General features: G+C 60.2%; 26 protein-coding genes. 14 read left to right on the top strand and 12 right to left on the bottom strand.

Going from position 1 to position 26,254, the window contains the following annotated elements; all coding sequences use genetic code 11:
- Positions 1-9: 9 nt before the first annotated feature.
- From HX790_RS06430 to gatC, 6 genes are all read right to left on the bottom strand, one after another.
- Positions 10-390, bottom strand: coding sequence for a carboxymuconolactone decarboxylase family protein (locus HX790_RS06430; RefSeq protein ID WP_017138256.1), 381 nt, complete (start codon positions 388-390; stop codon positions 10-12).
- Positions 387-1,433 carry a calcium/sodium antiporter gene (locus HX790_RS06425; RefSeq protein ID WP_032865800.1) on the bottom strand — a complete coding sequence of 349 codons (1,047 nt, stop codon included), beginning with the start codon at positions 1,431-1,433 and terminating at the stop codon, positions 387-389. The genes HX790_RS06430 and HX790_RS06425 overlap by 4 nt, the downstream gene beginning before the upstream one ends.
- Before the next feature lie 56 nt (positions 1,434-1,489).
- Positions 1,490-1,861, bottom strand: coding sequence for a septal ring lytic transglycosylase RlpA family protein (locus HX790_RS06420; RefSeq protein ID WP_026013786.1), 372 nt, complete (start codon positions 1,859-1,861; stop codon positions 1,490-1,492).
- A gap of 131 nt (positions 1,862-1,992) precedes the next feature.
- Positions 1,993-3,438 carry an Asp-tRNA(Asn)/Glu-tRNA(Gln) amidotransferase subunit GatB gene (gatB, locus tag HX790_RS06415; RefSeq protein WP_017138253.1) on the bottom strand — a complete coding sequence of 482 codons (1,446 nt, stop codon included), beginning with the start codon at positions 3,436-3,438 and terminating at the stop codon, positions 1,993-1,995.
- 10 nt (positions 3,439-3,448) lie between these two features.
- A complete protein-coding gene (gene gatA, locus HX790_RS06410) occupies positions 3,449-4,900 on the bottom strand; it encodes an Asp-tRNA(Asn)/Glu-tRNA(Gln) amidotransferase subunit GatA (protein WP_065911562.1) in 1,452 nt (483 codons plus the stop codon).
- 16 nt (positions 4,901-4,916) lie between these two features.
- Positions 4,917-5,204, bottom strand: coding sequence for an Asp-tRNA(Asn)/Glu-tRNA(Gln) amidotransferase subunit GatC (gatC, locus tag HX790_RS06405; protein WP_003188556.1), 288 nt, complete (start codon positions 5,202-5,204; stop codon positions 4,917-4,919).
- Between the two features lie 210 nt (positions 5,205-5,414).
- Between gatC and mreB the strand changes: the two genes are divergently transcribed.
- The 8 genes from mreB (at position 5,415) to tldD (ending at position 16,616) form a co-directional block, all read left to right on the top strand.
- Positions 5,415-6,452 carry a rod shape-determining protein MreB gene (gene mreB, locus HX790_RS06400; RefSeq protein ID WP_002555108.1) on the top strand — a complete coding sequence of 346 codons (1,038 nt, stop codon included), beginning with the start codon at positions 5,415-5,417 and terminating at the stop codon, positions 6,450-6,452.
- Positions 6,453-6,590: 138 nt separating this feature from the next.
- Positions 6,591-7,703 (top strand): rod shape-determining protein MreC, encoded by a 1,113-nt coding sequence (gene mreC, locus HX790_RS06395; protein WP_080593785.1) that lies wholly within the window; start codon positions 6,591-6,593, stop codon positions 7,701-7,703.
- A complete protein-coding gene (mreD, locus tag HX790_RS06390) occupies positions 7,703-8,191 on the top strand; it encodes a rod shape-determining protein MreD (protein ID WP_017138250.1) in 489 nt (162 codons plus the stop codon). Before mreC ends, mreD begins: the two co-directional genes overlap by 1 nt.
- A gap of 51 nt (positions 8,192-8,242) precedes the next feature.
- Positions 8,243-8,839 (top strand): nucleoside triphosphate pyrophosphatase, encoded by a 597-nt coding sequence (locus HX790_RS06385; RefSeq protein ID WP_176991357.1) that lies wholly within the window; start codon positions 8,243-8,245, stop codon positions 8,837-8,839.
- Positions 8,840-8,910: 71 nt separating this feature from the next.
- Positions 8,911-10,368 (top strand): ribonuclease G, encoded by a 1,458-nt coding sequence (rng, locus tag HX790_RS06380; RefSeq protein WP_010213134.1) that lies wholly within the window; start codon positions 8,911-8,913, stop codon positions 10,366-10,368.
- Positions 10,369-10,444: 76 nt separating this feature from the next.
- On the top strand, positions 10,445-14,260 hold the full coding sequence (locus HX790_RS06375) for a YhdP family protein (protein WP_176991356.1): 3,816 nt from the start codon (positions 10,445-10,447) through the stop codon (positions 14,258-14,260).
- Positions 14,261-14,308: 48 nt separating this feature from the next.
- Entirely contained in the window at positions 14,309-15,157 is an 849-nt protein-coding gene (locus tag HX790_RS06370; protein WP_017138248.1) for a carbon-nitrogen hydrolase family protein, read from the top strand.
- A gap of 16 nt (positions 15,158-15,173) precedes the next feature.
- The gene (gene tldD, locus HX790_RS06365; protein WP_064450712.1) at positions 15,174-16,616 is read left to right on the top strand and encodes a metalloprotease TldD; all 1,443 of its coding nucleotides are present in this window, start codon (positions 15,174-15,176) and stop codon (positions 16,614-16,616) included.
- A 45-nt stretch (positions 16,617-16,661) separates the two neighbouring features.
- Here tldD and yjgA read toward each other — a convergent pair whose 3' ends face one another.
- Positions 16,662-17,183, bottom strand: a complete 522-nt coding sequence (gene yjgA / locus HX790_RS06360) for a ribosome biogenesis factor YjgA (RefSeq protein ID WP_017138246.1) — start codon at positions 17,181-17,183, stop codon at positions 16,662-16,664.
- 108 nt (positions 17,184-17,291) lie between these two features.
- Between yjgA and pmbA the strand changes: the two genes are divergently transcribed.
- The 6 genes from pmbA (at position 17,292) to HX790_RS06330 (ending at position 22,532) form a co-directional block, all read left to right on the top strand.
- Positions 17,292-18,638: a metalloprotease PmbA gene (gene pmbA, locus HX790_RS06355; RefSeq protein ID WP_176991355.1), complete on the top strand. Its 1,347-nt coding sequence runs from the start codon at positions 17,292-17,294 to the stop codon at positions 18,636-18,638.
- Positions 18,639-18,772: 134 nt separating this feature from the next.
- Positions 18,773-19,168: a FagA protein gene (locus HX790_RS06350; RefSeq protein WP_176991354.1), complete on the top strand. Its 396-nt coding sequence runs from the start codon at positions 18,773-18,775 to the stop codon at positions 19,166-19,168.
- On the top strand, positions 19,161-20,537 hold the full coding sequence (locus tag HX790_RS06345) for a lyase family protein (protein ID WP_176991353.1): 1,377 nt from the start codon (positions 19,161-19,163) through the stop codon (positions 20,535-20,537). Before HX790_RS06350 ends, HX790_RS06345 begins: the two co-directional genes overlap by 8 nt.
- A 27-nt stretch (positions 20,538-20,564) precedes the next feature.
- Entirely contained in the window at positions 20,565-20,993 is a 429-nt protein-coding gene (locus HX790_RS06340) for a hypothetical protein (RefSeq protein ID WP_017138243.1), read from the top strand.
- Position 20,994: 1 nt separating this feature from the next.
- A complete protein-coding gene (locus HX790_RS06335; RefSeq protein WP_017138242.1) occupies positions 20,995-21,606 on the top strand; it encodes a superoxide dismutase in 612 nt (203 codons plus the stop codon).
- A 32-nt stretch (positions 21,607-21,638) separates the two neighbouring features.
- Positions 21,639-22,532: a ZIP family metal transporter gene (locus HX790_RS06330; protein WP_099548388.1), complete on the top strand. Its 894-nt coding sequence runs from the start codon at positions 21,639-21,641 to the stop codon at positions 22,530-22,532.
- 37 nt (positions 22,533-22,569) lie between these two features.
- Here HX790_RS06330 and HX790_RS06325 read toward each other — a convergent pair whose 3' ends face one another.
- The 5 genes from HX790_RS06325 to HX790_RS06305 form a co-directional block, all read right to left on the bottom strand.
- A complete protein-coding gene (locus HX790_RS06325; RefSeq protein ID WP_017138240.1) occupies positions 22,570-22,842 on the bottom strand; it encodes an HPr family phosphocarrier protein in 273 nt (90 codons plus the stop codon).
- A gap of 16 nt (positions 22,843-22,858) precedes the next feature.
- Complete coding sequence (gene rapZ, locus HX790_RS06320; protein ID WP_017138239.1) at positions 22,859-23,716, bottom strand: RNase adapter RapZ; 858 nt, start codon at positions 23,714-23,716, stop codon at positions 22,859-22,861.
- Between the two features lie 2 nt (positions 23,717-23,718).
- Positions 23,719-24,183 (bottom strand): PTS IIA-like nitrogen regulatory protein PtsN, encoded by a 465-nt coding sequence (ptsN, locus tag HX790_RS06315; protein WP_017138238.1) that lies wholly within the window; start codon positions 24,181-24,183, stop codon positions 23,719-23,721.
- A gap of 12 nt (positions 24,184-24,195) precedes the next feature.
- Positions 24,196-24,501, bottom strand: coding sequence for a ribosome hibernation-promoting factor, HPF/YfiA family (gene hpf / locus HX790_RS06310; RefSeq protein WP_017138237.1), 306 nt, complete (start codon positions 24,499-24,501; stop codon positions 24,196-24,198).
- A gap of 75 nt (positions 24,502-24,576) precedes the next feature.
- Positions 24,577-26,070: an RNA polymerase factor sigma-54 gene (locus HX790_RS06305; RefSeq protein WP_017138236.1), complete on the bottom strand. Its 1,494-nt coding sequence runs from the start codon at positions 26,068-26,070 to the stop codon at positions 24,577-24,579.
- Between the last annotated feature and the right edge of the window lie 184 nt (positions 26,071-26,254).

The raw sequence follows: 26,254 nt of genomic DNA, 5'->3' as shown, positions 1-26,254 counted from the left end.
TAACAGTCACTACTGGTCTGCCTGATACGCCTCAATCACTTCCTGCGCCGCCCGAAACGCATCAATCGCCGCCGGCACACCCGCGTACACCGCGCAATGCAGCAGCGCTTCGCGAATCTCTTCCACCGTGCAGCCATTGTTCAGTGCGCCGCGCACGTGGCCCTTGAGTTCCTGTGGGCACTTGAGTGCGGTCAGGGCCGCGAGGGTGATCAGGCTGCGGGTCTTTAAGGGCAAGCCTTCGCGATTCCACACGCTGCCCCAGGCATGTTCGTTGACAAAATCCTGCAGTGGCTGGGTGAACTCGGTGGCGTTGCCCAGGGCGCGATCGACGAACACGTCGCCCATCACCTGGCGACGCATCTCAACCCCGGGCTTTCTCTGATCGGTCATTGCGCTTCCCTCTTGTGTTGGCGGCGCCAGGCTCGCAGCGTGCTGAGTACCAGAAACGCCACCAGCGCCGGCAGGACGTAATACAGCATCAGTTTTTCAAGACGGGTAGCCAAGGGCATGCCGAACGTGAACGAGACCACATGCAATGCGTACACCAGGTACAGGCCCAGAAAGACCAGGCCTTCGGCGCGGGTGACTCGGTAACCGGTGTAGAACACCGGCAGGCACAGCGCCACCACGCCGAGCATTACCGGCAAGTCGAAATCGAGGGCGTTGGGCGATACCGACAGCGGTGACGGCGCTACCAACGCGGTAAACCCCAGCACACCGAGCAGGTTGAACAGGCTGCTGCCGATCACATTGCCCACGGCAATCTCGCGCTCGCCGCGCACGGCGGCAATCAGCGAAGTGGCCAGGCACGGCAACGAAGTGCCGACGCCGATCAAGGTCAGGCCGACGATGCGCTCCGACAGGCCCAGGTCGCTCGCCACGTCCACCGCCGCGCCCAGCAGCAAATGCCCGGCCAGCACCAGAATCAGCAGCCCGCCGAGCATCAGCAACACGCTGCTCAACCACGGCGCTCTGGCCACGGTGTCCAGCGTGCGCGGGCGCCGGGAATGGCGGGTCTGGTAATGCAGCACACCCAGGTAGGCCACCAGCGCTGCGAGCAGTACCAGCCCGTCAACGGGCGTCAACGTTTCATTGGCCGACAGGGTAAACACCAGCAGCGCGGCGCAAATCATCACCGGGATGTCCAGGCGCACCAGTTGTCGCGACACCCGCAGCGGGATGATCAGCGCAGACAGGCCCAGGGTGACGAGGATGTTGAATATGCTGCTGCCGATCACGCTGCCCACGGCGATATCGGTATTGCCGGCCAGGGTGGCTTGCAGGCTGACGGTCATTTGCGGCGCGCTGCTGCCGAAGGCAACGATGCTCAAGCCGATGATCAGCGGCCGCACCTTGAGGCTGGCCGCCAGGCGCACGGCGGCGCGCACCAGGATTTCGGCGCCGAGAATCAGCAGCAGCAGGCCGCTGACCAATTCGAGCAGGCTGAAGGGCGAGAGGGCGGTGAGTACGGAAATGGCCAAGGCTCCTGTCAGTTGCTCAGCGCTTGCACGCGAACCCGTGCGGTGCCGCTGCCCAGCATACCGAGTTGCTCAGCCGCCTTGCGGGAAACATCGATCAGACGGCCACGGGTGTGCGGGCCGCGATCATTGATGCGCAGCACGACGGATCTGTTGTTGTCGAGATTGGTCACCTTGACCCGCGTGCCGAAGGGCAGGCGCCGATGGGCGGCGGTCAGGGCGTTCTGGTTGAAGGGTTCACCGCTGGCGGTTCTATTGCCATGGTGCTTGGCGCCGTAATAGGAGGCGGTGCCGGTTTCGTCGTAGCCGTTGGGGTCGATGAGGCCGCTGGCGCAACCGGCCAGCAGAGAGAACAGGGCCAGGAGGCCGAGTAGACGCTTCATGTTCAACAAACCCCCAATTGATCGTTCCCACGCTCTGCGTGGGAATGCAGCCCGTGACGCTCCGCGTCACAAAAGCGGACGCGGAGCGTCCAGTGAGGCGTTCCCACGCGGAGCGTGGGAACGATCAAGTGTCAGCCTTCGAGCTTGCTTTTGAGCAGTTCGTTCACCTGTTGCGGGTTGGCTTTGCCTTTGGAGGCTTTCATCGCCTGGCCGACAAAGAAGCCGAACATCTTGCCGCGCTTGGCTTCGTCTGCCGCACGGTATTGTTCAACTTGCTCAGCATTGGCGGCCAGCATCTCATCGAGCACGGCCGAAATAGCGCCGCTGTCGGTGACTTGCTTGAGGCCACGCTTCTCGATGATGTCGTCGGCGCTGCCTTCGCCTGCGGCCATCGCTTCAAACACGGTCTTGGCGATTTTGCCGGAGATAGTGTTGTCTTTGATGCGCAGCAGCATGCCGCCCAACTGCTCGGCGGTCACCGGGGCTTCGTCGATCTCCAGGCCCTGTTTGTTCAACAGGCTGCCCAGCTCAACCATCACCCAGTTGGCCGCCAGCTTGGCGTCGCCGGCAATGCTCACGACTTTTTCGAAGTAGTTGGCTTGCTCACGGCTGGAGGCCAATACGCTGGCATCGTAGACCGACAGGCCGAACTGTTCCTGGAAACGCTCGCGTTTTTGCGGCGGCAGTTCCGGCAGGGTGGCACGCACGTCATTGAGGAACGAGTCCTCAATGATCACCGGCAACAGGTCCGGGTCGGGGAAGTAACGGTAGTCGTTGGCTTCCTCTTTACTGCGCATGGCACGGGTTTCGTCTTTGTTCGGGTCGTACAGGCGCGTTTGCTGGATCACCTTGCCGCCGTCTTCGATCAGCTCGATCTGGCGACGCACTTCGGTGTTGATCGCCTTCTCGATGAAGCGGAACGAGTTGACGTTCTTGATCTCGCAGCGTGTGCCGTACTCGGCCTGGCCTTTTGGCCGCACCGACACGTTGCAGTCGCAACGCAGCGAACCTTCGGCCATGTTGCCGTCGCAGATGCCCAAGTAGCGCACCAGCGCGTGGATGGTCTTGACGTAGGCCACGGCTTCCTTGGCGCTGCGCATGTCCGGCTCGGAAACGATCTCCAGCAGCGGCGTACCGGCGCGGTTCAGGTCGATACCGGTAGCGCCGTTGAATTCTTCATGCAGGCTCTTGCCGGCATCTTCTTCCAGGTGCGCACGGGTCACGCCGACACGCTTGATGGTGCCGTCTTCCAGCGGGATATCCAGGTAGCCCTTGCCGACGATCGGCAATTCCATCTGGCTGATCTGGTAGCCCTTGGGCAGGTCCGGGTAGAAGTAGTTCTTGCGCGCGAACACGTTGTGCTGGCCGATCTCGGCGTCAATCGCCAGGCCGAACATAACCGCCATGCGCACCGCTTCCTCGTTCAGCACTGGCAGTACGCCGGGCATGCCCAGGTCTACCAGGCTGGCCTGGGTGTTGGGTTCTGCGCCGAACGTGGTGGCGCTACCGGAGAAAATCTTCGATTGGGTGGCGAGCTGGGTATGAATCTCCAGCCCGATCACAACTTCCCATTGCATAGTGTTCTCCTCAGAAGCCGGTAGGGGTGCGAGTGTGCCAGTCGGTGTTCAACTGGTACTGGTGCGCCACATTGAGCAGGCGGCCTTCCTGGAAATACGGGGCGAGCAATTGCACGCCGACCGGCAGGCCATCGACGAAACCTGCGGGCATGGACAAGCCCGGCAAGCCCGCGAGGTTGGCGGTGATGGTGTAGAGGTCTTCCAGGTACTCGGCGATCGGGTCGCCGGTCTTGGCGCCGATCTTCCAGGCCGGGTTCGGCGTGGTCGGGCCGAGGATCACGTCGACTTCTTCAAAGGCGGCCATGAAGTCGTTCTTGATCAGGCGACGGATCTTTTGCGCCTTGAGGTAGTACGCGTCGTAGTAACCGGCGGAAAGTGCGTAGGCACCGACCATGATCCGGCGTTGTACTTCGGCACCGAAGCCTTCGCCACGGGAGCGTTTGTACAGGTCGGTAAGGTCTTTCGGGTTTTCGCAGCGGTAGCCGAAGCGCACGCCGTCGAAACGCGACAGGTTCGAGGAGGCTTCTGCCGGCGCGATCACGTAGTACGCAGGAATCGCGTGCTGGTTGTTCGGCAGGCTGATTTCCTTGATCACGGCACCGAGCTTTTCCAGCTCTTTAATGCTGTTGTGCACCAGTTCGGCGATACGCGGGTCGAGACCGGCGCTGAAATACTCTTTCGGCACGCCGATACGCAGGCCTTTAAGCGAGGTATTAAGGCTGGCGCTGTAGTCCGGCACCGGCTCATCGATGCTGGTGGAGTCCTGTTTATCGAACCCGGCCATACCTTGTAACAATATTGCGCAGTCTTCAGCCGTGCGTGCCAGCGGGCCGCCCTGATCGAGGCTGGAGGCATAGGCAATCATGCCCCAACGGGAAACGCGACCGTAGGTCGGCTTCAAACCAGTGAGGTTGGTGAAAGCGGCGGGCTGGCGGATCGAGCCGCCGGTGTCGGTGGCCGTGGCCGCCGGCAGGAAACGCGCGGCAACAGCAGCAGCCGAGCCGCCGGAGGAACCGCCGGGCACGTGCTCCAGGTTCCACGGGTTTTTTACCGCACCATAGTAGCTCGACTCGTTGGCCGAACCCATGGCGAATTCGTCCATGTTGGTCTTGCCCAGGGTCACGGCCCCGGCGGCTGCCAGCTTGGACACTACGGTGGCGTCGTAGGGTGCCTTGAAGTTGTCGAGCATCTTCGAGCCGCAGCTGGTGCGAATGCCCTGGGTGCAGAACAGGTCTTTGTGGGCGATCGGGGCGCCCAGCAGTGCGCCGTTTTCACCGTTGGCGCGACGTGCGTCGGCGGCCTTGGCCTGGCTCAGGGCCAGTTCCTCGGTGAGGCTGATAAAGCTGTTGACCTTGGGATCCAACGCGGCAATTCGCGCCAGCAGGGTCTGGGTCAGCTCTTCGGAAGAAAACTTTTTGTCGGCGAGACCGCGGGCGATCTCGGCCAGAGTCATGTGATGCATGAAAGGCTCTTTCCCTTTAGTCGATGACTTTCGGAACCAGGTACAGGCCGTTTTCGACCGCTGGCGCGATGGACTGGTAGGCCTCGCGATTATTTCGCTCGGTCACAACGTCTGCACGCAGGCGCTGGCTGGCTTCCAGCGGGTGAGCCAGGGGCTCGATGCCGTCGGTATTTACGGCCTGCATTTGGTCGACCAGCCCGAGAATGCTGTTCAGGGCTGCGGTGGTCTGTGGAAGATCGGCGTCATTAAGGCCAAGCGAGGCCAGATGCGCGATTTTTTCCACGTCGGAGCGTTCAAGCGCCATGGGTTTCTCCAGTGGAAAACAGAACGGAGGGCATCCGTGTGTTAGATTGTCGGAACACTACCGCATTTCTACGGTCATAAGGCCGCGATTGTGGGGGTTGGTGCACAGAAAGTCGGCCAATTTAGCACATTGGCGCCTTGCCCAAAATCCCTGTCGTTGTTAGAGTTTGCCGCACTTTTTTACCCACGCGTTGCCTAGGGTCCTTTCCCCATGTTCAAGAAACTGCGTGGCATGTTTTCCAGCGATCTTTCCATTGACCTGGGCACTGCCAACACCCTTATTTACGTGCGCGAGCGCGGTATCGTTCTGAATGAGCCATCGGTTGTGGCCATTCGGACCCATGGTAATCAGAAAAGTGTCGTTGCCGTAGGCACCGAGGCCAAGCGCATGCTCGGCCGTACACCAGGCAATATTGCTGCCATTCGTCCGATGAAAGACGGCGTGATCGCCGACTTCAGCGTCTGCGAAAAGATGCTGCAGTACTTCATCAACAAAGTTCACGAAAACAGTTTTCTGCAGCCCAGCCCACGTGTGCTGATCTGCGTTCCGTGCAAGTCCACCCAGGTGGAGCGTCGTGCCATCCGTGAATCGGCCCTTGGTGCCGGTGCCCGTGAAGTGTTCCTGATCGAAGAGCCTATGGCTGCCGCAATCGGCGCCGGCCTGCCGGTTGAGGAAGCGCGCGGTTCGATGGTGGTGGATATCGGTGGTGGTACTACCGAGATCGCCCTGATTTCCCTGAACGGTGTGGTGTATGCCGAATCCGTGCGTGTAGGCGGCGACCGTTTCGACGAAGCGATCATCACGTATGTACGTCGTAACTACGGCAGCCTGATCGGCGAATCTACCGCTGAGCGCATCAAGCAGGAAATCGGCACCGCTTACCCGGGCGGCGAAGTTCGCGAAGTCGACGTTCGTGGTCGCAACCTGGCCGAAGGCGTTCCACGTGCCTTCACCCTGAACTCCAATGAAGTGCTGGAAGCTCTGCAAGAGTCCCTGGCCACCATCGTTCAGGCTGTGAAAAGCGCCCTGGAGCAATCGCCGCCGGAACTGGCTTCCGATATCGCCGAGCGTGGCCTGGTGCTGACCGGTGGTGGCGCCTTGCTGCGCGACCTCGACAAGCTGCTGGCCCAGGAAACCGGCCTGCCGGTGATCGTCGCCGAAGACCCGCTGACCTGCGTTGCCCGTGGCGGTGGTCGTGCACTGGAAATGATGGATAAACACACCATGGACCTGCTCTCCAGCGAATAAGATCGTTGGTTGCACCATGCTTCGCCCGCAGGCAGCACTTTGCAGTGCTGCCTGTTGGCGTTTATCTTCTTCAATCTGCATCCAGGCCGGTTTGATGCCGTATGAATAAAGAGAACATTTGCCTGGGAGGAGCGGCTTATTAAACCGCTTTTCGCCAAAGGCCCCTCATTGGGCGTGCGCTTATTGGTGCTGGTCGTGCTTTCGGTCGCGCTGATGGTGGTCGATGCCCGCTTTGCACTGCTCAAGCCCGTGCGCAGCCAGATGTCGCTGGTGTTGATGCAGACTTACTGGATCACTGACCTGCCGCAACGGCTCTACCAGGGCGTGGCCAGCCAATTCGGCAGCCGCACCGAGCTGGTCGCCGAGAACGAAAAACTCAAGACTGAAAACCTGCTGTTGCAGGGGCGCATGCAAAAGCTCGCGGCCCTCACCGAGCAGAACGTTCGGCTGCGCGAGTTGCTCAATTCTTCGGCATTGGTCAACGAGAAGGTCGAAGTGGCCGAGTTGATCGGCATGGACCCAAATCCCTTTACCCACCGCATCATCATCAACAAGGGTGAGCGCGACGGTGTCGTGCTGGGCCAACCGGTGCTTGATGCCCGTGGCCTGATGGGCCAGGTGGTGGAGCTTATGCCCTACACCTCACGGGTATTGTTGCTGACGGACACCACCCACAGCATTCCGGTACAGGTCAACCGTAACGGCCTGCGCGCGATTGCCAGCGGCACCGGCAACCCGGAGCGTCTGGAGTTGCGTCACGTTGCCGACACCGCCGATATCAAGGAAGGCGACCTGCTGGTCAGCTCCGGTTTGGGTCAGCGCTTCCCGGCGGGTTACCCGGTGGCGACGGTCAAGGAAGTGATCCACGATTCCGGCCAGCCTTTCGCTATCGTGCGTGCCGTGCCAACCGCTGCCTTGAACCGCAGCCGCTATCTGTTGCTGGTATTCAGCGACAATCGCACTCCGGAAGAGCGCGCCAACGACGCCGCCCAGGCCCAGGAAGCGGAAGACAAGCAGAACGGTATAACGCCGATCGTTCCCGCAACGGTGCCCAAGCCCGCATTTGTTGGGCCGCCTGCACCGGTGGCAACTCCGGCAGCGCCGGTGGCGACGCCCGTTAAACCTGCCACCCACAACGCCCGCCCGGCGAAACCCGCCGCAACCAAACCGCCTGCGTCGACGCCTGCCGCCACACCAGCCGCTCGACCAGCGGCCGCTGCCCCGGCAACCACGCGGCAGAGGGAGGAATAATGGCCGGTACTCATTCACGCAATGGTTGGATCGTCTGGCTGACCTTCGCCATCGGCTTATTGCTCAGCGTCTCGCCGCTGCCGCAATTCATGGAGATCCTGCGACCGCTCTGGCTCGCGTTGTTGCTCGCGTTCTGGTCGCTGACCCTGCCGCATAAAGTCGGGATGGTCACGGCGATGTGCCTGGGCTTGGCGGAAGACGTGCTCTATGGCACCTTGCTGGGTCAGAACGCATTGATCCTCACGCTGATTACTTTCCTGGTGCTGTCGTTGCAGCAGCGTTTGCGCATGTTCCCGATGTGGCAACAGTGCCTGGTGATCCTGGTGATCTTCGGCCTGGCGCAATTGGTGCAACTGTGGCTCAGTGCCTTGACCGGCAACCGCCAACCGACCTTGGCGCTGGTGTTGCCAGCGTTGGTCAGTGCGCTGCTGTGGCCTTGGGTCAGTTTCGGCCTGCGTGGGTTACGTCGTCGCTATAAAATCAATTGAATGGATTGCGAGGCTCTGCCTGGTTATCAAACTCTACAGGGAGAGTCTGCAATGAATTCGCTTTACCTGGCCTCGGGCTCACCGAGGCGGCGTGAACTGTTGACCCAGATCGGTGTGCCTTTCACTGTGGTCAGCGCCGACATTGATGAAACCCCTCTTACTAATGAACCCGCCGTTGCCTACGTCGAGCGCCTTGCGCGCGGCAAGGCCGAGGCGGGTTTTGCTGCGCTTGAACAAAGTGTGCAGGCCTGTGTGCTGGGTGCGGACACGGCGGTGATCGTGGATGGCCAGATCCTTGGCAAGCCCGTGGACCAAGCCGATGCCTTGGCGATGCTGATGGCGCTTTCAGGTCGTGAACATGAAGTGCTCACTGCCATTGCCCTCACCGACGGCCATCGTTGCGAAACGCGTTGTGTAAGCAGTCGTGTACGTTTTCGCGCTATTTCTGTCCAGGAAGCTACATCCTACTGGCACAGTGGCGAACCTGCGGACAAGGCCGGCGGCTATGCTATCCAGGGGCTGGGTTCGGTGTTTGTCGCCGGGCTCAATGGCAGCTATTCCGCTGTGGTCGGCCTGCCGGTGTGCGAAACCGCGCAACTGCTCGGCCAATTCGGCATACCCTGTTGGCAAAACCTTACCGCGCGCTGAACGCCTTTATTTGCGCGCCAAGCCTTAAGCGATCGGTCACTATTGTGAAAACGCCTGAACGAGACCCAGCCATGAGTGAAGAGATTCTGATCAATATCACGCCGATGGAATCGCGCGTGGCGGTGGTAGAAAACGGTGTTCTGCAGGAAGTGCACGTCGAGCGCACCCAGAAGCGCGGTATTGTCGGCAATATCTATAAAGGCAAGGTGGTGCGCGTATTACCGGGCATGCAGGCGGCTTTCGTCGACATCGGCCTGGACCGTGCCGCGTTTATCCACGCCTCGGAAATTTCCCTGCGTGAAGGCCCGGCGGTAGAAAGCATCAGCGCCCTGGTGCACGAAGGGCAGAGCCTGGTGGTGCAAGTCACCAAGGATCCGATCGGTTCAAAAGGCGCGCGGCTGACGACGCAACTGTCGATCCCCTCGCGCTATCTGGTGTACATGCCGCGTACCGCGCATGTGGGTATTTCCCTCAAGATTGAAGACGAAGCCGAGCGTGAGCGCCTGAAAAAGGTGGTCAGCGACTGCGTGGCGGCCGAGGGCATCAAGGAAGCGGGTGGGTTTATTTTGCGTACTGCGGCAGAAGGCGCCGGTGCTGACGAAATCCTCATGGACATCCGCTACCTGCGCAGGCTCTGGGACCAGATCGGCGCACAGATCAAAACCATTGGTGCGCCGAGTGTCATTTATGAGGACCTCGGTCTGGCGTTGCGTACCTTGCGTGACCTGGTCAGCCCGAAGATCGAGAAAATTCGCATCGACTCGCGGGAAACCTTCCAGCGCACTACGCAATTCGTGGCCGAGCTGATGCCGGAAATTGCCGACCGCCTGGAGCATTATCCTGGCGAGCGGCCGATCTTCGACCTGTATGGCGTCGAAGATGAAATCCAGAAAGCCCTGGAGCGCAAAGTGCCGCTCAAGTCCGGCGGCTATCTGGTGGTCGATCCGGCCGAAGCCATGACCACCATCGATGTCAACACCGGCGCGTTCGTGGGCCATCGCAACCTCGAAGAAACCATCTTCAAGACCAACCTCGAAGCGGCCACCGCGATTGCCCGTCAACTGCGCCTGCGCAACCTGGGCGGCATCATCATTATCGACTTCATCGACATGGAAGACGAAGAGCACCAGCGCCAAGTGCTGCGCACCCTGGAGAAGCAACTGGAGCGTGACCACGCCAAGACCAACATTATCGGGATCACCGAGCTTGGTCTTGTGCAGATGACCCGCAAGCGCACCCGCGAAAGCCTTGAGCAAGTGCTGTGCGAGCCGTGCAGCAGTTGCCAGGGGCGTGGAAAGTTGAAGACCCCGGAAACGGTTTGCTACGAGATTTTCCGCGAAATCTTACGGGAGGCACGTGCCTACCAGGCGGAAGGCTATAGAGTGCTTGCCAACCAGAAAGTGGTCGACCGATTGCTGGATGAAGAGTCCGGTAACGTTGCTGAGCTTGAGGGTTTTATCGGGCGTACCATTCGTTTCCAGGTCGAAACCATGTATTCCCAGGAACAATACGACGTGGTGCTGCTCTGATCCCCAAGCGCTTTCTTTATTCGAGACCGGCAGGCGTTGATCTGCCGTCCGCTAACTGCCTTGAGGGTCGCCTGACATGGAGCGTCTGACACGCTTTTTTGCCGCCTTGACCCGTTGGGGCCTGGGCCTGTGCGCCTTGCTGCTGGTACTGGCGGCGGTGTACGTGAGCCTGGGTCGTGAGTTGGTCCCACTGGTGGCGGAGTACCGCGCCGAAGTTGAAGTCAAGGCGCAGGCTGCGGTGGAGATGCCCCTGCACATCGGCAGCCTCGAAGGGCGCTGGAGTGGTTTCGCGCCGATATTGCTGGCCCACGACGTGATGGTCGGCGAAGGCAACAGCGCCTTGCGCCTGGATCAGGTTGAAGTGGTGCCGGATATCTGGGCCAGCCTGATGGCGCGCGAAGTGCGTATCGCCCACCTGGAAGTCAGCGGCCTGCAGTTGAGTGTCAAGGAAGACCAGGACGGCCACTGGGCGCTGCAAGGTTTGCCGGTGCAGGATGACCAGCCGTTGGACCCGCAGCAGTTGCTCACGCGCATGCAGATGGTCAAGCGCGTGTCGTTGCTCGACAGCCAGGTGACATTGCAGCCGTTCGAGCAAGCGCCGTTGACCCTGACCTATGTGGGCCTGAGCCTGCATACCGGCAACACCCGCCAACGCCTGGATGCACGCCTCACCCTGCCGGACGGCCAGCCTTTGGCGCTGAGCCTTCGTAGCCGTATTCGTGCAAGCGCATGGAAAGAGGGCGAAGTCGAAGCCTACCTGAGCCTGCCTCAAAGTGACTGGGCCAAATGGATTCCCGCCAGGCTGACCCAGCAATGGAAGCTCACTCAGTTCAAAGCCGGTGGCGAGTTCTGGCTCAATTGGGGCAAAGGCACCGTCCAAAGTGCCGTGGTGCGCCTCAACTCACCGCAAGTAAAGGGCAGTTACGCCGACCGCAAACCTGTGCATATCGAAAACCTCGCCCTGACCGCCTACCTGCAACGCAGTGACAGTGGCCTTAAGGTGTTGTTCGATTCACTGGCGATGAACATCGGCGATACCCGCTGGGAATCACACCTGCAACTGCAACAAAGCGTGGCGACCGACAAAGACCAGGAAACCTGGAAGCTTCAGGCTGACCGCCTTGACCTGACCCCTGTTACCCCGCTGTTGAATGCCTTGGCGCCATTGCCGGAAGGTTTTGCCAAAACCATCGAGCACCTCAAGGCCACGGGCGTGTTGCGCAATGTGTTGGTGGATTTCCGCCCGCAGGACGCCACCGATAAAAAACTCAGCTTCGCCGCCAACCTTGAACGCATCGGTTTTGACGCGTACTTCGGTGCGCCAGCCGCACGGAACGTATCCGGGAGTATCAGTGGCGATTTGGGCCAGGGTGAGTTGCGTATGGACAGCAAGGATTTTTCCCTGCACCTGTACCCGATCTTCGCCAAGCCCTGGCAGTACATCCAGGCCAACGCGCGCCTGACATGGAAGCTGGATAAAGAAGGCTTCACCCTGATTGCCCCTTACATCAAGGTGCTGGGCGAGGAGGGCAAAGTGGCTGCCGACTTCCTGATTCGCCTGCACTTCGACCATGCCCAGGAAGACTACATGGACCTGCGGGTCGGTATGGTCGATGGCGATGGTCGTTTCACGCCCAAGTATTTGCCGGCCGTGTTGAGCCCGTCCCTGGATGAATGGCTGCGCACCGCAATTCTTAAAGGCGCCGTGGACCAAGGGTTCTTCCAGTACCAAGGTTCGCTCAACCATGACGCGCTGCCCGCTGCGCGCAACATCAGCTTGTTCTTCAAGGTGCATGACGCCGAACTGGCCTTCCAGCCGGGTTGGCCGCATGTGAGCAAGGTCAATGGCGAAGTGTTTGTCGAGGAGAGCGGCGTGCGCATCCTGGCCAGCAAGGGCCAATTGCTCGACACCAAGGTCAAGGACGTGTACGTCAATATTCCCCACGCACCGGCCGGTAAAGACAGCCACCTGCTGATCACCGGTGGGTTTGCGGGCGGCCTGGGTGATGGTTTGAAGATCCTTCAGGACGCGCCGATAGGCACGGGTTCAACCTTTGCCGGCTGGAAGGGCGACGGCGACCTGCAAGGCAATCTGGACCTGGACATTGCGCTGGTCAAAGGCACCGAGCCGAAGATCGTGGTGGACTTCAAGACCGACAAAGCCCGTCTTCAATTGGCGGAGCCGACCTTGGACCTGACACAGCTCAAGGGCGATTTCCGCTTCGACAGCAGCAAGGGCTTGAGTGGCCAGAACATCTCGGCCCAGGCATTCGATCGACCGATCACCGCGCAAATTGTTGCCGATGGCAAGCCAGGCAACATCAGTACCCGCGTCACCGCCAAGGGCCAGGTCACGGTCAAGCGCTTGACCGATTGGTTAAAAATCAGCCAGCCGTTGCCAGTGTCCGGTGATATTCCGTACCAGCTGCAACTCACACTGGACGGCGCCGACAGCCAACTGATGGTCAGTTCCACTATGAAAGGCGTGGCGGTAGACCTGCCGGCGCCCTTCGGCATGCCTGCCAGCCAAGGCCGTGACAGTGTGTTCCGCATGACGTTGCAAGGTGCCGAGCGTCGTTACTGGTTCGACTACGGCGAATTGGCGAGCTTTACCTTTGCCTCGCCGCCGGACAAATTCAATGATGGGCGCGGGGAGTTGTTCCTTGGCGCCGGCAATGCTGTGTTGCCCGCAGCCAAAGGCTTGCGTATTCGCGGTGTGCTGTCGGAACTGGATATTGACCCATGGAAAAAACTCGCCAACCGCTACGCCGGTAACGACCCAGGCGGCAGCGCCAAACAGTTGCTCAGTGGTGCCGACTTCAAAGTGGGCAAACTGATCGGTTTTGGCACCCAGCTTGATCAGGCCAACCTTCAGCTGGACCGCAAGCCTGCCGCCTGGGGTTTGCAGCTCGACAGCCAGCAGGCCAAGGGCACGGTCAACCTGCCGGACGCCAAGGGCGCGCCGATTGCGATCAACCTGCAATACGTGAAGCTGCCGGCGGTGGACCCGACCGCGCAGGCCGACGAAAACGCACCGGACCCGTTGGCGGATATCGACCCCAAGGACATCCCCGCGCTGGATATCGCCATCAACCAGCTGTTCCAGGGCCCCGACCTGGTGGGCGCCTGGTCGCTGAAGATCCGCCCGACTGCCAAAGGCCTGGCCTTCAACAACCTCAACCTCGGCCTCAAGGGCATGCAGCTTAATGGTGCCGGCGGTTGGGAAGGCGCGCCCGGCGCCAGCAGCAGCTGGTACAAGGGCCGCCTGGACGGCAAGAACATTGCCGACGTGCTCAAGGGCTGGGGTTTTGCGCCGACCGTGACCAGCGAAGACTTCCACCTGGATGTGGATGGCCGTTGGCCGGGTTCGCCGGCCTGGGTTGGCCCCAAGCGTTTCTCCGGTAGCCTGGATGCGTCATTCCGTAAAGGCCAGTTTGTCGAAGTGGAAGGTGGCGCCCAGGCCTTGCGGGTGTTTGGTTTGCTCAACTTCAATTCGATCGGTCGCCGTTTGCGCCTGGACTTCTCGGACCTGCTCGGCAAGGGCTTGAGTTATGACCGGGTCAAAGGCTTGCTGGCCGCCAGTGATGGGGTGTTCGTCACCCGTGAACCCATCACCATGACCGGCCCGTCCACCAACCTCGAGCTCAATGGCACCCTGGACCTGGTGGCTGACCGTGTCGACGCCAAGCTGCTGGTCACGTTGCCGGTGACCAACAACCTGCCGATTGCCGCGCTGATTGTCGGCGCGCCCGCCATTGGCGGCGCGTTGTTCCTGATCGACAAGCTGATCGGTGACCGTGTTTCGCGCTTCGCCAGCGTGCAATACAAGGTTCAAGGCCCGTGGAAGGATCCAAAAATCACCTTCGACAAGCCATTTGAAAAGCCAAACTGAGAGCCTGTGGAGTAGCATGGCCGCATGCCTATTATGGAGTGTCGGCCCATGCCCTTTGCGGTAATTCAAATGGTCAGCCAGAGCGATGTGCTGGCCAACCTGGCCCAGGCCCGGCGCTTGCTGGAGCAGGCGGCAGCGGGCGGTGCGAAGCTTGCGGTACTGCCGGAGAACTTCGCTGCCATGGGTCGCCGCGACGTGGCCGATATCGGTCGCGCCGAAGCCTTGGGCGAAGGCCCGATCCTGCCCTGGTTGAAACAGACCGCCCGCGACCTCACCTTATGGATAGTGGCCGGCACTTTGCCGTTGCCGCCCAAGGACCAACCGCACGCCAAGTCCAACGCTTGCTCGCTATTGATCGATGATCAGGGCGAAATCGTCGCCCGGTACGACAAATTGCACCTGTTTGATGTCGATGTTGCAGATGCCAGGGGGCGTTATCGCGAATCTGACGACTATGCTTTCGGGAGCAATGTGGTGGTGGCGGACACGCCGGTGGGGCGCTTGGGCCTGACGGTGTGCTACGACTTGCGGTTTCCCGAGCTGTACAGCGAGCTGCGTGCAGCGGGGGCGGAGTTGATTACCGCGCCTTCGGCCTTTACGGCGGTGACCGGCGCGGCACATTGGGATGTACTGATTCGGGCGCGAGCCATCGAAACCCAGTGCTATTTATTGGCCGCCGCTCAAGGCGGTGCGCACCCGGGGCCACGGGAAACCTTTGGCCACGCAGCCATTGTCGACCCTTGGGGGCGTGTGCTGACACAACAGGATCAAGGCGAAGCGGTGTTGTTGGCCGAACGCGATAGCAGTGAACAAGCGTCGATACGGGCGCGCATGCCGGTGGTCAATCATCGGCGCTTTTTCTCGCAGGGCGCGCAGCGGCCTGCTTCAGAACGATGAATTTAAGGCCAAACCTATGAGCGAGTTGTTGTCCTCAGTCAGTGAACACCTCCTGGCACCCGGTGGCGTGACCATCGAAAGTTTGCAAACCGTGCTCGGTGATCTGGCCGGGCCGGGCATCGACGCGGCCGACCTGTATTTCCAGGGCCAGATTTCCGAGTCGTGGGCCCTCGAAGACGGCATCGTCAAGGAAGGCAGTTTCAACCTTGACCAAGGCGTAGGCGTGCGCGCGCAATCCGGTGAAAAGACTGGTTTTGCCTACAGCAACGCCATCACCCTTGAAGCCCTCGGCCTGGCGGCGCGCGCGGCACGCTCGATTTCCCGCGCCGGCCAGAACGGCACTGTGCAGGCTTTCAGCACTCAGGACGTGGCCCAGCTGTACGCGCCGGATAACCCGCTGGAGGTGATCAGCCGCGCGGAAAAGGTCGATTTGCTCAAGCGTATCGATGCGGCCACTCGTGCGCTCGACCCGCGTATTCAGCAAGTAACGGTGAGCATGGCTGGCGTGTGGGAGCGCATTCTGGTGGCGTCCACGGACGGCGGGCTGGCGGCGGACGTGCGGCCGCTGGTGCGTTTCAACGTGAGTGTGATTGTTGAGCAGAACGGCCGCCGCGAGCGCGGTGGTCACGGCGGTGGCGGGCGTACCGACTACCGTTATTTCCTCGCTGAAGACCGCGCCATGGGTTACGCCCGTGAAGCGCTGCGTCAGGCGCTGGTCAACCTGGAAGCCATTCCGGCGCCGGCCGGTACCTTGCCGGTGGTGTTGGGCTCGGGCTGGTCTGGCGTGCTGCTGCACGAAGCCGTGGGCCACGGCCTGGAAGGCGACTTCAACCGCAAAGGCAGTTCGGCCTACAGCGGGCGCATGGGCGAAATGGTTGCATCCAAACTCTGCACCATTGTCGATGACGGCACCCTGGCTGGCCGGCGTGGCTCGTTGAGTGTCGACGACGAAGGCACGCCGACCGAATGCACCACGCTGATTGAAAACGGCGTGCTCAAGGGCTATATGCAGGACAAGCTCAACGCCCGCCTCATGGGTGTGGCGCGTACCGGTAACGGCCGTCGCGAGTCTTACGCGCACCTGCCGATGCCGCGCATGACCAACACCTACATGCTCGGTGGCGAAAGCGACCCCGCGGAAATCATCGCCTCGGTAAAACGCGGGATCTACTGCGCCAACCTCGGCGGCGGCCAGGTCGATATCACCAGCGGCAAGTTTGTGTTCTCCACCAGCGAAGCGTACCTGATCGAAGACGGCAAGATTACCGCGCCGGTCAAAGGGGCGACGTTGATTGGCAATGGGCCGGAAGCCATGAGCAAGGTGTCGATGGTCGGTAATGACCTGTCGCTGGACAGCGGCGTGGGCACCTGCGGTAAGGATGGGCAGTCGGTGCCAGTCGGCGTCGGTCAGCCAACCTTGAAAATCGATGCGATCACCGTGGGTGGCACGGGGTCGTAATGGCCGGAGCTTCGGGTGGCGAAGACCGCCACCCGGGGAAGAGGGTCAACGCAGGCCGCGTTGAGTCTCGTCCAGCTCACGGATGTATTTGAAGATTTTACGGCTGGTGGCCGGCGCCTTGTTATGCGCCTGCTCGTGCTGGGCCTGACGGATCAGGGAGCGCAGTTGCTGGCGGTCCGCGTCCGGGTAGTCCAGCACGAATTTCTCCAGCACCGCGTCATCGCCCGAGATCAGGCGGTCACGCCAGCGCTCCAGGTTATGGAAGCGTTCGTTGTACTGGCGAGTGGAGGCATCGGTTTGATCGAGCAAGGCCAGAATGGCATCAGTGTCCTGATCGCGCATCAGCTTGCCGATAAACATGATGTGCCGTTTACGCGCGATATTCGCGGTGTGCTTGGGAGCATCCGCAAGCGCCCGGCGCATTTCGTCGGTCAGTGGCAATTTGGCAATCAAGTCTTTCTTGAGCGTTGTAAGGCGCTCGCCGAGGTCAACCAGCGCATGCAGCTCGCGTTTGACCTGGGTTTTGCTTTTCTCCCCATCGAGGGAGTCGTCGTAAGAATCAACCATGGTGGCAGTCCGCAAAGAAACGCCGCCATGATAACCAGTCGGGGGCCGCTTGTCCGGCCCGGTCGCTCGATGGCCTTAACCGAAAGCAGAATTTGAGTGGAGAAAACCATGAGTGCAGCCCAAAGCGTCGGTCCGCAAGCGTTACCGGCACTGCAGGAACAAGTCGAGCAGATCCTTGCCGAGGCCAAGCGCCAGGGGGCCAGCGCCTGTGAAGTAGCCGTGTCGCTGGAGCAGGGGCTGTCGACGTCGGTGCGCCAGCGTGAAGTAGAAACTGTTGAATTCAATCGCGACCAGGGTTTTGGTATCACGTTGTATGCCGGGCAGCGCAAAGGCTCGGCCAGTACTTCCGCCAGTGGGCCGGAAGCAATTCGTGAAACCGTGGCGGCGGCGCTGGCGATTGCCAAGCACACCTCCGAGGATGAAAGCTCGGGCCTGGCCGACAAAGCGCTGATGGCCAAGGACTTGAAGGATTTCGATCTGTTTCACGCCTGGGACATCACGCCCGAGCAAGCGATCGAAAAGGCACTGATCTGCGAAGCAGCGGCGTTTGATGCCGATGCCCGCATCAATAACGCTGATGGCACCACGTTGAGCACTCATCAAGGCTGCCGTGTCTACGGTAACAGCCATGGTTTTATCGGTGGTTATGCCTCCACTCGCCATAGCTTGAGCTGCGTGATGATCGCCGAAGCCAATGGCCAGATGCAGCGCGATTACTGGTACGACGTGAGCCGCCAGGGCGAATTGCTCGCCGATCCAGTCAGCATCGGTCAGCGCGCGGCGCAACGTGCAGCGAGCCGCCTGGGTGCACGCCCGGTACCAACGTGCGAGGTGCCGGTGCTGTTTTCGGCCGAGCTGGCTGGCGGTTTGTTCGGCAGTTTCCTGGGCGCGATTTCCGGCGGCAACCTGTACCGAAAATCTTCGTTCCTTGAAGGCGCGATTGGCCAGAAACTGTTTCCTGAATGGCTGACGATTGATGAGCGCCCGCACCTGATGCGTGCCATGGGCAGTTCCTCATTCGATGGTGATGGCCTGGCCACCTATGCCAAACCGTTTGTCGAAAAGGGCGAGTTGGTGTCCTACGTGCTGGGCACTTACGCCGGTCGCAAGCTGGGCCTGCCAAGCACGGCGAACGCCGGTGGCGTGCACAACCTGTTCGTCACCCATGGCGATGAAGACCAGGCAGCGCTGTTGCGTCGTATGGGCCGAGGCCTGCTGGTCACCGAGCTGATGGGCAGTGGCCTGAACATGGTGACCGGTGATTATTCACGCGGTGCGGCGGGTTTCTGGGTAGAAAATGGCGAGATTCAATTCGCCGTCCAGGAAGTGACTATTGCCGGCAACATGCGCGATATGTTCAAGCAGATCGTCGCAGTGGGTAATGACCTGGAGCTGCGCAGCAACATTCGCACCGGTTCGGTGCTGATTGAGCGGATGACCGTCGCCGGCAGTTAACGGCGCGACGCTTCATCAAAAAGGCACGCCATCCTCAAGATGGCGTGCCTTTTTTAATGGCTGCAATTTGCTGCTCTTGTTTTGATTCTCAATATCATTTAATAATAAATATCATTACCGAATGAGCGTGGATCATGAGTTCTGTCCTGCATGAGGATCCGTACCTGGAAAGTTGGCGTTGGATGAGTCGTCAGATTCGCTGCGGCCTTGATCCCAATGAACCGCGACTGATCGAACATTACCTCAACGAAGGGCGATACCTGGCGTGCTGCACCGCGACCCATCCGTGGACGATCGCCGAAACGTCATTCCGCCTTTTGATCGACACCGCGGGCGACATCGCCTTGCCCTGGCACTGGCGATCCATGTGCCTGGACCAGGCCTGGCGCCCACTTCGCGACCTGGAAAAACTTTCCCACTGTGCCTGCCGCCTCAAGTGCTGGCAGACCTTTGCCTGGCAATTGGCGACCTGCGAATTGCTGCCGTCTATTTCTCACTCCGACCTGGTGCAAGGATCAAACGATGAGTAACACCCGTATCGAACGCGACAGCATGGGCGAGCTGCAAGTGCCTGCCGAGGCTTTGTATGGCGCGCAGACCCAGCGCGCGGTGAACAATTTTCCGATCAGTCATCAACGCATGCCGACGCAATTCATTCGTGCCCTGATCCTGGCCAAGGCCGCCGCCGCCAAGGTCAATGTCGACCTCAAGCAAATCAGCGAAGGGCAGGGCAAGGCCATCGTTGACGCGGCCCAGGGCCTGCTCGAAGGCAACTTCATGCCGCACTTCCCGGTGGATATTTTCCAGACCGGCTCCGGCACCAGCTCGAACATGAATGCCAACGAAGTGATTGCGACCTTGGCCAGCCGTTTGCTGGGTGAAGCGGTTAACCCCAATGATCATGTGAACTGTGGCCAAAGCAGCAACGACATTATCCCAACCACCATCCACGTCAGCGCAGCCTTGGTGCTGCATGAGCAAACGCTGCCGGCCTTGCTGCACTTGGTGCAAGTCATCGAGCAAAAGGCCGAAGAGGTCCACCCGTTCATCAAGACCGGCCGAACGCACCTGATGGACGCCATGCCGGTGCGCATGAGCCAGGTGCTTAATGGTTGGGCGCAACAGCTCAAGGCCAATATCGGCCATTTGCAGGATTTGCTGCCGAGCTTGCAGGCGCTGGCACAGGGTGGCACGGCGGTTGGCACCGGGATCAATGCGCACCCCGAATTTGCTGCGCGTTTCAGTCAGCAACTGAGCATCCTTAGCGGGGTGAAATTCACCCCCGGCAAGAACCTGTTCGCGCTGATCGGCTCCCAGGACACCGCCGTTGCCGTTTCCGGCCAGTTGAAAGCCACTGCGGTATCGCTGATGAAAATCGCCAACGACCTGCGCTGGATGAACTCCGGCCCGCTCGCAGGCTTGGGTGAAATCGAATTGGAAGGCTTGCAGCCAGGCTCCTCGATCATGCCGGGCAAGGTCAATCCAGTGATTCCGGAGGCCACCGCCATGGTTGCCGCCCAGGTCATCGGCAATGACACGGTGATCACTGTGACGGGTCAGTCCGGCAACTTCGAGCTGAACGTGATGCTGCCGATCATCGCCCAGAACCTGCTCAGCAGCCTCGAATTGCTGGCCAATGCCAGCCTCCTGCTGGCCGACAAAGCCATCGCCAGCTTCAAGGTCAACGAAGCCAAGCTTAAGGAAGCGCTGTCGCGTAACCCGATCCTGGTCACCGCACTCAACCCGATCATTGGCTACCAAAAGGCCGCTGAAATCGCCAAGAAAGCCTATCAGCAAGGCCGCCCGGTGATCGATGTCGCTCTTGAGCACACCGACTTGTCACGTAGCCAACTGGAGATCCTGCTGGACCCGGAAAAGCTCACGGCCGGCGGCGTGTAATCACCGACCCTGCTTTGGAGGCGCACCATGGAGCACTGGAAACGCACGATCGAACGGGCTAATCGCTGCTTTATGGCGGGTGAGTTGGTCGACGCTCGTGAGGCCTATTTGCAAGCCCTGGCCCTGGCGCAAGTGTTGTTCGAGCGTTGGGCGGATGCCGACGAAGCAGTGGCGGCTTGCGTCATTTCCCACCACAACCTGGCGGACCTGCACCTGCGCCTGAACCAGCCGGAGGAAAGCGCGGAATACCTGTGCGCCATTCACCAACGGCTGTTGCAGACCATGCAGGACCCGCGTCTGAACCCGCAATTGCGCGAGGCGGCGTTGCGCCAGAGCAGCAAGACCTACGTCGAACTGTTGAATTTCATCAGCGATCACGGCGAGTACCCGCGTACCCATCGCCTGCTGGGCGGTACTGCGGCGCAACCGATCACTCCACACTACGGAGCACATTGATATGACCTACACCTTGCCTGCCCTGCCTTACGCCTACGACGCCCTGGAGCCGCATATCGATGCGCAAACCATGGAGATTCACTACACCAAGCATCACCAGACCTACATCAACAACCTCAATGCAGCGGTCGAAGGCACGGAGTTTGCGGGTTGGCCGGTAGAGAAGTTGGTGTCCAGCGTGCAGCAACTGCCGGAAAAACTGCGTGCTGCCGTGATCAACCAAGGGGGTGGTCACGCCAACCACTCGTTGTTCTGGGCGGTGATGTCGCCAAAGGGCGGCGGTAAACCTGACGGCGCACTGGGCAAAGCCATCGACGAGCATTTGGGCGGCTTCGACAGTTTCAAAGAGGCCTTCACCAAGGCCGCCTTGACCCGCTTCGGCAGCGGCTGGGCATGGCTGAGTGTCACCCCGCAAAAGACGCTGGTGGTGGAAAGCAGTGGCAATCAGGACAGCCCGTTGATGAGCGGCAACACGCCAATCCTGGGCCTGGACGTGTGGGAGCACGCCTATTACCTGCTGTATCAGAACCGTCGCCCGGAATACATCAACGCCTTTTATAGCGTGATCAACTGGCCGGAAGTCGCCGCACGCTACCAGGCCGCCCTGGCCTGATATTCAACCTATAACAAGATCTAAGGCCGACTATGGGCACTGAAACACTGGCGATCAGCAGCGGGCGAATGTTTCGTTATGCGTTTGGCTCGCTGTTGCTGTTGGCAGGGACTGCATTGCTGGTGGCCCATGGGCTGGCCTGGCTAAACCTTGAACCGCGTATCCTGCGCGCCTTGCAGGGCGGCGCTATCTGCGCGCTCGGCACGGCACTGGGCGCGGTGCCCGTGCTGGTCATACGCCGCATGCCGGTAGCGCTGAGCGATACCTTGCTGGGCTTTGGTGCCGGGGTAATGTTGGCGGCGACGGCTTTCTCGCTGATCGTACCGGGCATTGCGGCTGCCGAAGGCCTGGGGCTCTCGCCTTGGGGTGCCAGTGGTTTGATCAGCTTCGGCATCATGCTGGGGGCGTGCGGGCTGTATCTGGTAGACCGCAAGGTTTCCGGTGCGAGCCCGGAAATGCTGGTGGGTACGTCGGATAAACCCGTGATTGCGCCGCGTATCTGGTTGTTTGTGTTCGCCATCATTGCTCACAACATTCCGGAAGGTATGGCAGTGGGCGTTTCTGCCGGTGGTGGCATGCCGGACGCCGACAGCCTGGCCATGGGCATTGCCTTGCAGGATGTGCCGGAAGGTTTGGTGATTGCACTGGTGTTGGCAGGCGCGGGCATGTCGCGGGTCAAGGCGTTCTTGATCGGCGCCGCGTCAGGCTTGGTCGAGCCGGTGTTTGCCGTGCTGTGTGCGTGGTTGGTGAGCCTGGCTGAGGTTCTGTTGCCATTGGGGCTTGCGCTGGCGGCGGGGGCTATGTTGCTGGTGGTGACTCACGAAGTGATCCCGGAATCGCGCCGCAACGGTCACGAAAAGCTTGCCAGCCTGGGGTTGTGCGTCGGGTTTTGTTTGATGATGGTGATGGATACCGCATTAGGGTGAGGCCATTGCAGCCTCACACCTGTCTCAAAGGGTGGGTTTACTCACCCTCGTCAAAGTAGTTATTGATCAACTTAACCAGGGCGTCCATCGCTTCCTGCTCTTGTTCGCCTTCCGTCTTCAAGTGAATCTTGGTGCCCTTGCCCGCAGCCAGCATCATCATGGCCATGATGCTTTTGCCGTCGACCATCGATTCCGGCGTGCGCCCGGCGCGGATCTGGCAAGGGAACTGCCCGGCAACGCCGACAAATTTGGCCGAGGCGCGGGCGTGCAGGCCCAACTTGTTGATGATTTCAATTTCCAGAGCGGGCATCGCGGGGGTGTTCCTTTCAGCTAAGGTCGCGGTGGCGAACCTGGACGTTCTTGAGGGTTTGTTGCAGCACCTGGCCCAGGCGTTCGGTCAGGTAGACGGAACGGTGGTGGCCGCCGGTGCAGCCGATGGCAATGGTGACATAAGCCCGATTACTTGCAGCAAAGCGCGGTAACCATTTGAGCAGGTAGCTGGAGATATCCTGGAACATCTCCTCGACATCCGGTTGCGCAGCCAGGTACTCGGCTACTGGCTGGTCCAAACCAGACTGGTCACGCAGCTCCGGCTTCCAGTAGGGGTTGGGCAGGCAGCGCACGTCGAACACCAGGTCGGCATCCACCGGCATCCCGCGCTTGAACCCGAACGACTCAACCAGAAAGGCCGTGCCTGGCTCCGGCTGGTTCAGCAGGCGCAGCTTGATGGCATCGCGCAACTGATACAGGTTGAGGTCCGTGGTGTTGATCTTGAGATCCGCGAGGTCAATGATCGGCCCCAGCAGCGTGGTCTCATCCTCTATGGCTTCGGCCAGGGAGCGATGCGGGCTGCTGAGAGGGTGACGTCGACGGGTTTCGGAGAAACGCTTGAGCAGCGTTTCCTCGTCGGCATCCAGGTACAGCACATCGCAGTGAATATGCTTGGCGCGTACTTCCTCGAGCAGTTGCGGGAAGCGCTCGAGATGGCTGGGCAGGTTGCGGGCGTCAATCGAGACGGCCACCAGTGGCTGCGGCAGTTCAGTGTGGATCAGGGCGCGTTCGGCCAATTCCGGCAGCAGGCCCGCCGGCAGGTTGTCGATGCAGTAGAAACCGTTGTCCTCAAGAACATTGAGGGCGGTGCTTTTACCCGAGCCGGAGCGGCCGCTGACGATGATCAAACGCATGGTTACTGCCCGCTTTGCTCATCGAGTACAACCTGATAAAGCGCCTCGTTGCTGCTGGCACTGCGCAGTCTGTCGCGTACTTCTTTGCGGTCGAGCATGCTGGCTATCTGCCGAAGCAGTTCCAGGTGCGCATCGGTGGCGGCTTGCGGGACCAGCAGAACGAACAGCAGGTCAACCGGGGCGCCGTCGATGGCGTCGAAATCGATGGGGGCTTCGAGGTGGAGCAAGGCGCTGACGGGTGTCTCGCAGCCTTTGAGGCGGCAATGAGGAATGGCGATGCCGTTGCCAAAACCGGTTGAACCGAGTTTTTCACGGGCGATCAGCGCGTCGAATACATCCTGCATCTCCAGATCCGGCACTTCGCGCGCGATCAGGTTGGCAATTTGTTCGAGGGCTTTCTTTTTGCTGCCGCCCGGCACGTTCACAAGGGAACGGCCGGGGGTCAGGATAGTTTCAAGTCGGATCATGGGTGGGGAGTGTTAGCGGCCTGTGCCTTGAAGAAGGCTCTGCTGCTTTTCCTTATGCTTTTTAAGTTGGCGGTCAAGCTTGTCAGTCAAGGCATCAATTGATGCATACATGTCTTCATGCTCGGCATTGGCGACTACTTCGCCACCGGGTATCTGGAGAGTCGCCTCAATTTTCTGCTGAAGCTTGTCGACCTTCATGATGACTTGCACATTGGTGATTTTGTCGAAATGACCCTCAAGCCGTTTCAGCTTCTGCTCGACGTATTCGCGCAATGGAGGGGTGACTTCTACATGGTGTCCACTGATGTTGACTTGCATACAGCTTCTCCTTCGTTGCCAGTGCATAAAGCGGTGGGTAGGAATACCCACCACTGGAACGCTATGGCCCGCCCGTCACATCAAACGCTTACGCTCGCTGGAAGGCGCGATCCCGAGGGACTCGCGGTACTTGGCGACGGTTCGACGGGCGACCTGAATGCCTTGTGCCTCCAGTAAACCAGCGATCTTACTGTCACTCAATGGCTTTTTCTGATTTTCCGCCGCAACCAGTTTTTTGATGATCGCGCGGATCGCCGTGGACGAGCATTCACCGCCTTCGGAGGTGCTGACGTGGCTGGAGAAAAAGTATTTCAGCTCATAAATACCCCGTGGGGTATGCATGAATTTCTGCGTGGTTACCCGTGAAATCGTCGATTCATGCATACCTACCGCTTCGGCAATGTCGTGCAGAACCAGTGGCTTCATCGCCTCGTCGCCATATTCCAGGAAGCCGCGCTGGTGCTCGACGATCTGGGTGGCCACTTTCATCAGGGTTTCGTTACGGCTTTGCAGGCTCTTGATGAACCAGCGCGCTTCCTGCAACTGGTTGCGCATGAAGGTGTTGTCGGCACTGGTGTCGGCGCGGCGCACAAAGCCTGCATATTGTGGGTTGACCCGCAGGCGTGGCACCGATTCCTGGTTCAACTCCACGAGCCAGCGTTCGTTGTCTTTGCGCACGATCACGTCGGGCACGACATATTCGGCTTCGCTGGACTCGATCTGCGAGCCGGGGCGCGGGTTGAGGCTCTGTACCAGCTCGATGACCTGGCGCAGGTCGTCTTCCTTGAGCTTCATGCGGCGCATCAACTGGCTGTAGTCGCGGCTGCCCAGCAGGTCGATGTAGTCGGTGACCAGGCGCTGGGCTTCGGCGAGCCACGGGGTCTTGGCCGGCAGTTGGCGCAGTTGCAGCAACAGGCATTCGCTTAAGGTGCGAGCGCCAATGCCGGCAGGCTCGAACTGTTGGATGCGATGCAGGACGGCTTCGATTTCGTCCAGTTCGATGTCCAGTTCCGGGTCGAAGGCTTCAAGAATCTCGTCGAGCGTCTCGTCCAGGTAGCCCTGATTGTTGATACAGTCGATCAGGGTTACGGCGATCAGGCGATCGGTATCGGACATCGGCGCCAGGTTCAGTTGCCACAGCAAGTGGCTCTGCAGGCTCTCACCGGCGGACGTGCGAGTGGTGAAGTCCCACTCGTCGTCGTCATTGCTGGGCAGGCTGCTGGCGCTGGTCTGGTAGACGTCTTCCCAGGCGGTGTCCACGGGAAGCTCGTTGGGAATGCGTTCGTTCCATTCACCTTCCTCAAGGTTGTCCACCGTAGGGGCGGTTTCCTGATAGGACGGTTCCTGCACGTCGGGGTTGGGTTTTTGCTCGATGTTGTCGGCCAGCGGGTCTGCATTGTCGAAGTCGTCGCCTTCTTCCTGGCGTTCGAGCATCGGATTGGACTCCAGGGCCTCCTGGATTTCCTGTTGCAGGTCCAGGGTCGACAATTGGAGCAGGCGGATGGCCTGTTGCAGCTGCGGTGTCATCGTCAGCTGCTGGCCCATTCTCAGGACTAGCGATGGTTTCATGGCAGGGGCTTAACACCTTATTCGCCGGCGCAATGCGCCATCCACGACAGGGCGCGTGAGCGCCAAACATAAGCAAATTATATGCCTGATATCAGGGGCTTTGCCTAGAGCGCGGTAACAATAAAAAAACTGAGGTTTTTATTGACTTGCACGCGCCCCGGGCAATGGCCTGATACCACCGTGT

The organism is Pseudomonas sp. IPO3747, assembly GCF_013385245.1.
In the GTDB taxonomy this organism is placed as follows: domain Bacteria; phylum Pseudomonadota; class Gammaproteobacteria; order Pseudomonadales; family Pseudomonadaceae; genus Aquipseudomonas; species Aquipseudomonas edaphica.
This window is presented reverse-complemented; position numbering and strand designations above follow the sequence as displayed.